Annotated in this window: 15 protein-coding genes and 1 riboswitch; of the genes, 7 read left to right on the forward strand and 8 right to left on the reverse strand. The window is 32.7% G+C overall.

What is annotated here, in order from left to right; genetic code table 11:
- Nucleotides 1-287: 287 nt before the first annotated feature.
- Genes panD through T335_RS0113725 form a run of 4 tightly spaced genes read right to left on the reverse strand, consistent with a single transcriptional unit; the run spans nt 288 to nt 3,268 of the window.
- On the reverse strand, nt 288-671 hold the full coding sequence (gene panD / locus T335_RS0113710) for an aspartate 1-decarboxylase (RefSeq protein ID WP_026478055.1): 384 nt from the start codon (nt 669-671) through the stop codon (nt 288-290).
- A gap of 5 nt (nt 672-676) precedes the next feature.
- The gene (gene panC, locus T335_RS0113715; RefSeq protein WP_330371240.1) at nt 677-1,525 is read right to left on the reverse strand and encodes a pantoate--beta-alanine ligase; all 849 of its coding nucleotides are present in this window, start codon (nt 1,523-1,525) and stop codon (nt 677-679) included.
- A gap of 14 nt (nt 1,526-1,539) precedes the next feature.
- Nucleotides 1,540-2,370, reverse strand: coding sequence for a 3-methyl-2-oxobutanoate hydroxymethyltransferase (gene panB, locus T335_RS0113720; protein ID WP_026478057.1), 831 nt, complete (start codon nt 2,368-2,370; stop codon nt 1,540-1,542).
- Complete coding sequence (locus T335_RS0113725; RefSeq protein ID WP_026478058.1) at nt 2,363-3,268, reverse strand: Rossmann-like and DUF2520 domain-containing protein; 906 nt, start codon at nt 3,266-3,268, stop codon at nt 2,363-2,365. Before T335_RS0113725 ends, panB begins: the two co-directional genes overlap by 8 nt.
- Before the next feature lie 669 nt (nt 3,269-3,937).
- On the opposite strand from T335_RS0113725, the gene T335_RS0113735 reads away from it, so the two are divergent.
- From T335_RS0113735 to T335_RS0113745, 3 genes are all read left to right on the forward strand, one after another.
- Nucleotides 3,938-4,765 (forward strand): DegV family protein, encoded by an 828-nt coding sequence (locus T335_RS0113735; protein ID WP_026478059.1) that lies wholly within the window; start codon nt 3,938-3,940, stop codon nt 4,763-4,765.
- A 193-nt stretch (nt 4,766-4,958) separates the two neighbouring features.
- A complete protein-coding gene (locus T335_RS0113740) occupies nt 4,959-5,315 on the forward strand; it encodes a hypothetical protein (protein WP_026478060.1) in 357 nt (118 codons plus the stop codon).
- A 531-nt stretch (nt 5,316-5,846) separates the two neighbouring features.
- Complete coding sequence (locus tag T335_RS0113745) at nt 5,847-6,047, forward strand: hypothetical protein (RefSeq protein ID WP_026478061.1); 201 nt, start codon at nt 5,847-5,849, stop codon at nt 6,045-6,047.
- A gap of 8 nt (nt 6,048-6,055) precedes the next feature.
- Here the strand turns inward: T335_RS0113745 and trmB are convergent, their stop codons facing one another.
- Both trmB and T335_RS0113755 read right to left on the reverse strand, forming a co-directional pair.
- On the reverse strand, nt 6,056-6,697 hold the full coding sequence (gene trmB / locus T335_RS0113750; protein ID WP_026478062.1) for a tRNA (guanosine(46)-N7)-methyltransferase TrmB: 642 nt from the start codon (nt 6,695-6,697) through the stop codon (nt 6,056-6,058).
- Nucleotides 6,698-6,722: 25 nt separating this feature from the next.
- Nucleotides 6,723-7,391, reverse strand: a complete 669-nt coding sequence (locus T335_RS0113755; protein WP_026478063.1) for an MgtC/SapB family protein — start codon at nt 7,389-7,391, stop codon at nt 6,723-6,725.
- 144 nt (nt 7,392-7,535) lie between these two features.
- On the opposite strand from T335_RS0113755, the gene T335_RS0113760 reads away from it, so the two are divergent.
- The 3 genes from T335_RS0113760 to T335_RS20805 all read left to right on the forward strand — a co-directional run bounded on the left by T335_RS0113760 (nt 7,536) and on the right by T335_RS20805 (nt 8,557).
- Complete coding sequence (locus T335_RS0113760; RefSeq protein WP_026478064.1) at nt 7,536-7,814, forward strand: hypothetical protein; 279 nt, start codon at nt 7,536-7,538, stop codon at nt 7,812-7,814.
- Between the two features lie 73 nt (nt 7,815-7,887).
- Nucleotides 7,888-8,022: riboswitch (cyclic di-AMP (ydaO/yuaA leader) on the forward strand.
- Nucleotides 8,023-8,025: 3 nt separating this feature from the next.
- Nucleotides 8,026-8,181, forward strand: a complete 156-nt coding sequence (locus T335_RS22325) for a hypothetical protein (protein WP_156943694.1) — start codon at nt 8,026-8,028, stop codon at nt 8,179-8,181.
- 55 nt (nt 8,182-8,236) lie between these two features.
- Nucleotides 8,237-8,557, forward strand: coding sequence for a cell wall hydrolase (locus T335_RS20805; RefSeq protein WP_278246903.1), 321 nt, complete (start codon nt 8,237-8,239; stop codon nt 8,555-8,557).
- A gap of 58 nt (nt 8,558-8,615) precedes the next feature.
- On the opposite strand, the gene T335_RS0113775 is transcribed toward T335_RS20805, so the two are convergent.
- Nucleotides 8,616-9,332: a DUF881 domain-containing protein gene (locus tag T335_RS0113775; RefSeq protein ID WP_026478065.1), complete on the reverse strand. Its 717-nt coding sequence runs from the start codon at nt 9,330-9,332 to the stop codon at nt 8,616-8,618.
- A 156-nt stretch (nt 9,333-9,488) separates the two neighbouring features.
- Nucleotides 9,489-9,668, reverse strand: coding sequence for an alpha/beta-type small acid-soluble spore protein (locus tag T335_RS0113780; RefSeq protein WP_026478066.1), 180 nt, complete (start codon nt 9,666-9,668; stop codon nt 9,489-9,491).
- A 238-nt stretch (nt 9,669-9,906) separates the two neighbouring features.
- Here T335_RS0113780 and T335_RS0113785 point away from each other — a divergent pair, with 238 nt between their 5' ends.
- A complete protein-coding gene (locus T335_RS0113785) occupies nt 9,907-10,512 on the forward strand; it encodes a CBS domain-containing protein (protein ID WP_026478067.1) in 606 nt (201 codons plus the stop codon).
- The last annotated feature ends 135 nt before the right edge of the window (nt 10,513-10,647 follow it).

A 10,647-nucleotide genomic window follows, 5' to 3' on the forward strand; every position in this document is an offset into this window, starting at 1 on the left:
ATGGGTGACTTAGTTTTTATTTTTGCATAAATCGAATATAAATTCATTGTTATGGTATTATGCAATTTCCTCAGTTATATATACTGAGATTTTTTTATCTTTATCTGGTTTTATTGAAAGATTTAATATTTATTTTTTTCATTTCCCTACACTTATATGTAAACCTCTGTATGTAAATCTTTTAAGAATTTATCCCATTTCTTAAGTTCTTAATCCCTTAGATAGAAATTTAAAAAAGGGTATCTTTTAAAATACCCTTTTCTGCATTCCTATAAACTTACAATTCCCTATAAACTTACACCTGGTTTTTCTTCATATTTCATTTCAACGATTTTATTATCTTCACCTAATATTACTACTGTTGGTTTAAAGGTTTCTGCCTCGTTGGCATCAATCATACAATAAGCAATGATAATGACTTGGTCTCCCGGTTGAACTAGCCTAGCAGCAGCTCCATTTAAACATACAACACCACTTCCTCTTTCCCCCTTTATTACGTAGGTTTCAAAGCGAGCACCATTATTATTGTTAACGATTTGTACCTTTTCATTAGGATAGATCTTTGAAGCTTCCAACAGCTCCTCGTCTATGGTAATGCTTCCTACATAGTTTAGGTTGGCCTCTGTTACAGTTGCCCTATGCAGTTTAGATTTAAAAAAGTTTAACATCATTTTTATTACGCCTCCATAATTATATTATCTATTAATCTTACCTTGCCTACCTTTGCAGCTAAAGCTATTAAAACTCTACCTTCTATGACTGTTACATCCTCTAAAGTATCAAAATCTACTATTTTAATGTAGTCTATATGAACACTGACTTCTTCAGAAATGTTCTTTTCTATAATTAAATAGATTGCCTTAGCATCTTGAATACCAGCTTCTATTGCTTCTTTAGCCTTAAATAAACTTTTTGACAACACCAAGGCAGATTGCCGATCAGTTTCGCTAAGATTAACATTTCTAGAGCTCATGGCTAATCCATCTGACTCTCTAACGATAGGGCAAGGAACAACCTCTATCTCTATATTTAAGTCTCTTACCATTTTTTCTATAACGGCTACCTGCTGAGCATCCTTTAGCCCAAAGTAGGCTTTATGGGGGGATACTATTTGAAATAATTTGTTAACAACAGTTGTTACTCCTCTAAAGTGCCCAGGCCTTGAGGCTCCACAAAGCTTATCGGTTATACCAAAGACTTCTACAAAAGTCTGGTAACCATAGGGGTACATTTCCTCTACAGTAGGATGGAATATATATTGGGCTCCCCCTTCCTCTGACCTTGCCTTATCTCCCTCTAAATCTCTGGGATATACATCGTAATCTTCATTTACCCCAAATTGTGTAGGATTAACAAAGATACTTACCACCACCACGTCATTCTCTGCTTTGGCCCTCTTGACTAAAGAAATGTGTCCATCATGCAAGTAGCCCATGGTAGGGACAAAACCAATAGATTTTCCCTGCGCCTTTTCATCTTTTATGATCTTTTTCATCTCTTCTATCGTCGTAATTACTTTAATCATATCATTTTTACTCCTTAATATAGTTTTTTCATTGTCTCATCATCAATTGTAAAGGTATGCTTCTTTTCTGGAAAAACCCCTTCTTGGATTTCCCCACAATAGGAGATTACCGCTTCTTTAATAGAGCTACCTAAATCGGCATATTTTTTCACAAATTTTGGTGTTAAGTTATTGTACATACCTAACATATCTTGTATCACCAGTACTTGACCATCACAATACTTCCCTGCTCCAATTCCAATAGTGGGTACATTAATGGATTCGGAAATTAATTGAGCCAGCTTTTCAGGTATACATTCCAAAACGATGGCAAAAACCCCTGCAGCTTCTAACAGTTTTGCATCTTCAATAATTTTCTTTGCTTGAGCCTCATCCTTCCCCTGTACCTTATATCCCCCCATCATATTAACCGATTGAGGCGTTAGACCTAAATGTCCGCACACGGGAATTTGAGCTTTAACCAGAGCTTCTATCTTATCAATAATCTCTTTTCCACCCTCTAATTTGACTGCATGGGCATTTCCTTCTTGTATCAATCTACCAGCGTTTTTAATGGTTTCTTCTACACTTACATGATAAGACAAGAAAGGCATATCACCTATCACTAATGCTCTTTTTACACCTCTAGCTACTGCCTTTGTATGGTGGATCATATCCTCTAAAGTTACCTGAAGGGTATGCTCGTAGCCTAACATTACCATTCCTAAAGAATCTCCTACTAAAATACTATCCACTCCAGCTTCTTCTAAAAGTTTAGCTGTTGAGTAGTCGTAGGCTGTTAACATAGATATCTTATGCCCTTCTTCTTTAGCTTTGATAAAGGATGCTGTTGTAAATTTATTCATGTAATTTTCCCTCTTTCCATAATAAATTTAAATGTTCAATACTTGACGTATGATCTGGATTCTTTAACTTTTTAACCTCTGCTAATTTAGTCGTTTCTGCCCCCAAATGTTGGTATATAGATAGTAAATGGGGAGCCTTATCTTCTATTGCCTTAATATGATTTTTAATTGTATTTATATCTCCCCTAGCTATGGGACCTGTTAAGGCATCTCTTGTACCTAATTTTTTAATATTCCCAAGACTACCCATAATTAAAGGGTAAAGGGCATCGAATCCTTCAGTAGCTTCTATTCCTGATATTTCAAGAAGTTCTAGTCCAAAATCCATTAGTGTTACTAAGTAATTGGAGACAACACAAGCAGCTGCATGATAAAGAGCCTTATCTTCTCCTTTAATCACAAAAAATTTGTTTTCCAAAGTTTTAATCAGTGCTGTTATTACCGAGAGCTTTTCTTGATCCCCTTCAACACTAAAGATTGTATTTTTCAAATCTGCTACTGCAGTTGTAACATCAGCAAAGGCCTGTAAAGGATGTATTGAAAAAAGATAATTATTAGGATATCTTTCTTTAATGATTGCCATACTTTTAGAGCTATGGGCTCCGCTCATATGAATAAACATTTTCCCTTCAATAATCATGTTGTTTTTGTCAAATTCATTAGCTATATTTTGGGCTACATTTTTTATTTCATCATCAGGAGTTGTAATGAAAATCATTGAACAAGATAGAGTAATCTCCATTAAACTCGTAAAAACTTTTCCTTCTACATATTTGGTAGCCTCTTCTGCTGACTTTAAGCTTCTGCTATAATAACCCTCAACTGCTATTCCTTTGTTACTTAAGTATTTACCAAAGCTTTTACCTACCTTGCCTGCTCCTATAAAACCAATCTTCATTAAATTCCTCCTTTCTGATTTTCAACTCTGTAATTGTTCAAAAAATAGATAATGCCCTTTTCTAAGTCCTTAGAAAAAAAGACATAGAAAAAGGCATAAAAAATCACAGAAATCCCTTCTTTTTCTTCTGTCTCGGTCCACAAGGCTCAGAGCAGAAATGCATTATATTTATTTTTAATATCAATAAAACAACAAGGTACAGCACCATTTGGTTGCCATCCTAAGACCAGTTTATCATAAGGTTTTTTGAAAAACAAGTTGTATTTATGAAATATATAGACAGCAGAAGTGGCATAAAAACTTAAATTATAAAGGTCTACTTACTTTAGAACAAAGCCTTCCTACCAAAGATTTAGTGTTAGGGTTGTGTTAAAATACATTACAGAAAATAATGGCGATTATAACCTTTAAAAGACCCTAATTTCCTATGTACTATAAAAAAATCTGAAATGATAAATAATATTTGCTAAGAAGTATTTTTGAAATTTTTAATTAAATTCTTTACAACTGGTATTAGTACCTGGTATTATATTATAAAGGGAAAGTTGTATTTAGAAATATTATACCCTTTCAATATTTAAAAAAGAAATTGATTAACGCTCATCTTTAAGAATAAAATTAATCAATCCATTTAATGATATAAGATAAATGAAAAAGGAGTTGTTTTATATGTCTAAGATTAAAATTGTTACCGACAGTACAGCTTACATAAACAAACAATTTGCAGAAGATAACGATATTGCCATTGTACCTTTGTCGGTAAATTTTGAAGGTGTTATATCTGACGAAGGCTACCCTGGAGAGTTTCAAGAATTCTTTAATCGTTTAGCTAATTCTGCTAGTTTTCCTACTACTTCCCAACCATCAGTTGGAACTTTTAAAACAGTATATGAAGAAGCTTTAAAAGAAGGAAAAGAGGTTATTGTCCTAACCATTTCTTCTAAACTAAGCGGTACTTATAATAGTGCAGTAACTGCCGCCTCTCTTATAGATGGAGACAAGGTATCAGTAATCGACTCTGAAGCTACGGCTGGTAACTTAATGGTTTTAGCTGAAATGGCATTAGAGATGTCTAGGGAAGGTCTATCTCGTAATGAGATCGTTGAAAAATTAGAGGCTCAAAAGAAAAGAATGGGCATTAATCTTACTGTTGGTACCCTTGACTACCTAAAAAAAGGTGGTAGACTTTCCAATACCAGTGCATTAATAGGTTCTCTACTGAATATTAAACCAATTATTGCCCTTAAGGATGGAAAACTAGAACCAGTTGCAAAAGTAAGAGGAAGAAAAAAGGCTCTTGAGAAAATTGCAGAGGATATTCCAGCAGAAACTGACGTACTTAATGTTTGTCATATTTTCGCCTTAGACGAAGCAGAGGAAATGAAAAGACTTCTTGAAGAGCGTTTTCCTAAGGCTACAGTTAAAATCCAAGAATTAGGCCCTGTTATAGGGGCTCATTTAGGTCCAAAAGCCCTTGGTGTAACCTTTAAATATTAATTTTGATATTAACGCAAATCCCCTTTTACTACGGTATTAGGGGATTTTTCAATAGGCTAAAAAGATTACCCTCTGTAGCACAACAGCTGATAACCTTGAAAGTGTTAAGATTTTATAATAGAAATTTTATTGTTGTATGATTCAAAATAGTCTATACTAATACTGTAGCTTACAAGTAACCAGGAGGGATTTAATGCAATCTATATTAAATGAAATAAAAAAAATTCTTAAATTATCCATATCTAGTATATTAATTTTAAGTATTTTTCCCGTAATATACAGTCTAATTAAAAAGGGAAACCTAATCAAACGAATCTTTGATTTTAATTATATAATTGCTTCTATCATTGTCCTTTATGGGATATTTACTTTATTTGTACCTATTAACCTTAAAAAAAGCAATCGGCTAGTTGACCATTCTAATTATGGAGAAGTCATGAAGGACGAGAAGGATAAGAAATTTAGTGGTGTAGTGGAAAGTCTTTTATGGGGAATTTCCAACCTACTTATTGTTGGTATCATAGAAATTTTAGTCCATGGTCTTTTATAAAAAAGTCTTCCTTAGCAATTTAAAGGATGACTCTAGGTGAAGAAACTAACGGCTACATAATATACTCTAATTAAATGGTTATCTACCTATGTTGAAACTCATTACGTAAAGTTCTCTTATGTAAAATAATTAAAGTAGAGCTTTCTTATTCGTTATAAAAATAGTTAAAATAGAACTTTCTTATTTACTATAAAAATAGTTCCTTAGGTTTATAGATTGACACCTATAGATCCTTAGGAACTATTTTTAGGGAAAAAATAAAGAAGTATTAAACACCTAAACCATAGGTGACAGCCAGGTAAACTCATGATTAATTAATTTGATCTGTATTAAAGAAGACTTATGACTCTTTTCTAAAATTCTTGAGGTTCTCTATTGAATAATATTGAATTATTAAATAATCTTAACCTACCTTTAACTATTTTTTAAAGAAGATTCTGCTACTTTTAACGCCTTCTTTTGATTATTTTAGTATGATAATGAGTATAATAATAGCTAATTTATTAACTAACTAGTACGGGAGGCAACAGAATGAATACCCTACAAGCAATCATTCGACTTCATGAAATAAAAGAAACGATAGAAGATAAAAAAATTAAGTGGGATTATGTTGATAGTTTATATAAAGAATTTGAAATCATCAAAACATCTTTACTACATTCTCACTTCGCTTTTGAAAAAGTGCAAAATCTGATCTTAGAGATAGAAAATAAAATGAACCACTATCAATAGTAGTTCATTTATTTTTTAACCTTTGCTATGCATTTATAGATGGGCTTTCCCATTTTTACAAATTTCTCTTCATATTCTGTCATCACATTATCTATTGGTGGTGTCTTATGAAGATCATAGTTCACTTCTATAAGTTCAAACTCTTTTGTATTTTTAAACTCTTCTAGCGAAAACTCAAACAAACTCAAACTATCAGTTTTAAAGTGAATTTCCCCATTCTCTTTCAAAAGACCTTGATATTTTTTTAAAAACCCTCTATGGGTTAGCCTTCTTTTATCATGTCTTGCTTTAGGCCACGGATCACTAAAGTTGAGATAAATTCCCTCTATTTCTCCTACTCTAAAAACATTATCAAGTTCCTCTGCTTTTTGGTTGATAATTCGAATATTATTGATTCCCTTTCCTTCAAGTAGCTTACACACCTTCCATAATAGTTCTTTGGATTTTTCTATACCCACATAATTAATAGTTGGATTTTTTTCAGCTAATGTTGTCAAAAACTGACCCTTCCCCATACCAATCTCTATATGGATCGGTTGTTCATTCTGAAAAATTTCATTCCATTTTACTGACACATTATTAGTTAAATCAATATAATTGCTACTTGTTTTTAATAGTTCTTCAACACCTGGTATGTTTCTTACCCTCATTAAATTTCATCTCCTAAGTTGATATTTATACAATTCTGACCCCATTAACACCGGTTGTATTCCCCAGCTGATATAATACTTTCTGTTGGTCAACAGCTTTCATACTTTTACACTGAAGAGTCAAGACCGCCGATTTGCTGTCGTCAGAATCCATTTCTAGAGAAATCTGTACAATAGAAATTTCCATAGCTCCTAATTCATCAGCCACTCTTCCCAATTGTCCAGGAACATTTTCAATGTCTAATTGTAAGGTCAATATTTTTCGTTTGTCTGGAATCATTCTTTCAAGACCTGTAAACACTTTTAAAGATAATAAAACAATTGCAGTAGCAATAAATGCGCCCCAATAAAAACCCACTCCCAGTGCTAATCCGATACAAGCGACGGCCCAAAGACTTGCAGCAGTAGTTAAACCTTTTATACTCCCTCCATCTTTGATAATGGTTCCTGCCCCTAAAAAACCTATCCCACTAATCACTTGAGCTCCAAGTCTTGCTGGATCTAAGTTAGTATAATGTCGATAACTTTCAAATATAAAAACAGAAATTAACATAACCAAAGTGGCCCCGATACAAACTAATATATGGGTTCTAAATCCTGCTGCCCGTCTAACACTTTCCCGCTCTATTCCGATTAGTCCACCTAGTATTGTTGCAGCTAATAATCTTAACGTTATTTCACCTATTCCTAACACTTAATCACCACACATTCTTTTTAGTAAAAACCAATATTAAAACTATTATATGTATATGCCCTTGTAAAATGTTCTTAAACTTTTAATGATTTTAGGATCTATTTAGGTTACAATATTTATAAAAGCAGTTTTAGGAGGTTTAATATGGAATTATTTTACACAGGGACTTTTCTTTTATTTGAATGGGTAAAAACGTTCTTAATCTTTACCATAATTGACAGAATCATCATTAGAAGGAAAGTAAAAGAAATTATTAAAAATCATGATACCTATATTTCATCACTTGTTGTTGCGGCTTTCCTTATAATTCTACGTTCCCACGAATTATCCTTCTTTGTTTTTTTATTATGGTCTATCGTAATCATCATTATTTATATATTTATAGGTATTCTCTTTAGAGTTTTTGTTGGGAAAAATGATTAGTATTAAATTTCGATAAATCAATTAATGTAATCCCTTCCATTACTTACCCTTATAATTTTATAAGGATTGTAAAAAATATAATTAGCCGAAAGTTTTAAAAATAAAACTGCGGGGGACCCAATTTTAAGGGGTGAATCGCCAATGGCGAGGGCTTATTCCCAGGGCCTAATCCGACAGCTAACCTCGTAGGCTTAAACAGGGAGGGTTTCATATGAAAAACATTAAAAAAACCTTATTAATGTTATCTTTAGTAATTGTCATGACAGCACCTGCTGTTTTAGAGATTAATGCCTATCGATACGACTCAAGTCTTCTTGATGAGCCAGTTGTCGATTCTGTTGTAGTAACTCCCCTCAGGCACCGTTAGTGGACAGCTTTATTATGGGTATCAATATCAGGACCTATACCTTTTAGCAAAGATTATCCACGCAGAAGCCCGAGGCGAAAATTTTGATGGCATGGTGGCAGTAGGAGCTGTAGTACTAAATCGTGTTAAAGATAGTTATTTTCCTAATACGATTGAAGAAGTCATTCTTCAACCAAGACAGTTTTCATCAGTATATGATGGTCAATATCAACTAGAACCAGATCCTTTATCCTTTGATGCTGCCTATGAAGTATTAAAGGGTGAAGACCCCACAGGTGGTTGTCTATATTTTTATAATCCTGATATAGCAACTGCTACATGGAGCTTTAAACGGGAAACTAAAGTTGTAATTGGTAATCATCGTTTTACAAAATGAGAAAGGTCTAGATAATAAAAAACAACAAGTCCTATTTGGACTTGTTGTTTTTTATACCTTAACTTTCGTCTATAGGTTTTAAAAATTGTACAGACTTTTCCCGTCCAACAGCAGGTATATAAACATTATCTAAAAATTGAATATTACTTCTAATCCCATTCCTATTCATACTTTCAAATATGAAGGTACCATGTTCTACATATCTACTAATTTTTCTTTGGTCCCCGATTGCCTTAATTTCATAAGGTGGAGCAATAGGATGTCCATTTACATTAATATGATTACCTGCAAAAATAACATCACCTCTGGCAGTAAGACGATGATCGTTTAGAGAAATCACTTCTGCGCCAAAATATTTTAGTTCATTTATTAACTTTACTAGGTACAAATTTCGTTCAACTGTATCGGCTATATTCTCTCCAGAATAAATTCCTTCTAAAGTAATGATTACCCCTGCACCTTCAGCAGGTCTATGACCAGCTATAAACTGAAACTGAGTCACATCGTTTCTAAGTTTTTTAAGGGTAATATTCTCACTAGCCATTTCTGATTCATAGGCTTCTATTATTTCTCTTAACTCGTCTATTCTATTCTGTAAATCTTCGTTAGCTCTTTTTAAATCACTAATTTCTTGCCTCTCCATGTCTCGATAAATAGGAAGGGTTAAATTATCACTAGTAGACTTAATATCCGAACTAAGGTGTATTCCTAATGTAATTCCAAATAAAAATAAAATCAGAATCAATACTATGACATTGGAGTTGGAATTTTTCAATTATCTCACCCTTTGTATATCCATTTTTTATTGACTAAGTATCTTGAAATACCTTACAATAAAAATGATACCTTCAAATGATGAAATAGTCAACAAAATATAGTTGGTAAAATAAATAAGGAAGGCTAAAATACCTTCCAATTAAATCTATAAAACTTATGATCTACCTAAATTGGTTAAAGACCTTTCTGCTTCCTCAACCATTTTTTTAACCATATTTCCACCAACATATCCTGCATTAGTCTGGTTTTCTAACCCCAATTCTCTTGCAATTTCTTCTTTAAAGGATGCTAATGCTTGTCTAGCTTCTGGCACTACTGGGTTCCTCTTTGTCATATCATCACCTCTTAAATATATTATCTGAAACTTTCATCTTTTATATGCTAAAAAATTGTTTTTCATATTAATCATTGGATATACATACTATGTATAGGATATTCTCAATTGAAATCTAATTTAAATTTAAATCCTTTTTATATTAAACAATTTTTTTCCTAATTTTATAAACTACAGTAGGAAATGCCTCAATTTTTTCCTATGTATATAAATAAGATAACTTTTAGGAGGTGTTCTAATGATTTCTTCAAGTTTTATTTTATCAAAAAATGACTTAACATTGATTGACAGTAACTTAGATTTAAAATCTGCTTTGAATATCCTTGATCATGGGAACTTTTTGTCATTACCAGTAGTAGAAGGTACTAGTTTTTTAGGTGTTGTTTCAAAGGAAAAAATTCTTCAACAAATGATGGATGCTCCTAACCCTAGTACTACAGTTGCTTCAATTGTTAGAAAAGATATTCCAAACCTACATATTGAAGATGATGTTGAAGAAGCTGCTCTATTGTTGGCCGAAACTAACACTCCCTTCGTTGCTATGAAGGATGAAAACGAAAACTTTGTTGGCATTATAACTCATAAAACGATTTTCAAACATTATGCAAACATCTTTGGAATTAAAAAAGGCCAGAAATTAATTATTAATACCTATGATGTAAAGGGACGTTTAGCATTATTAACTGATATTATTTCAAAGTCTGGAGCAAATATTTTAAGCCTTCTTGTTGATAACCCCAATGTTTCAACTAATGTCGTTAAAATTATTGTAAGAGTTGAAAGTTCAGACATCAATAAACTTAAACTTGAAATTGAAAACAATGGTTTTTCTGTAAGGCAATAAGGGTTACTTAAAAGCCTTCAGGTTCAAGGAACAATAAAAGCTAGCGACCGTAACGTATGTTTTAATACGTAAGGGTGCTAGGTTTTTGCAGTGACGATGAAGATGGGGGCTTTTCAACTAACCCAATTTTAGCCT

This window comes from Alkaliphilus transvaalensis ATCC 700919 (genome assembly GCF_000621485.1).
GTDB classification, from domain to species: domain Bacteria; phylum Bacillota; class Clostridia; order Peptostreptococcales; family Natronincolaceae; genus Alkaliphilus; species Alkaliphilus transvaalensis.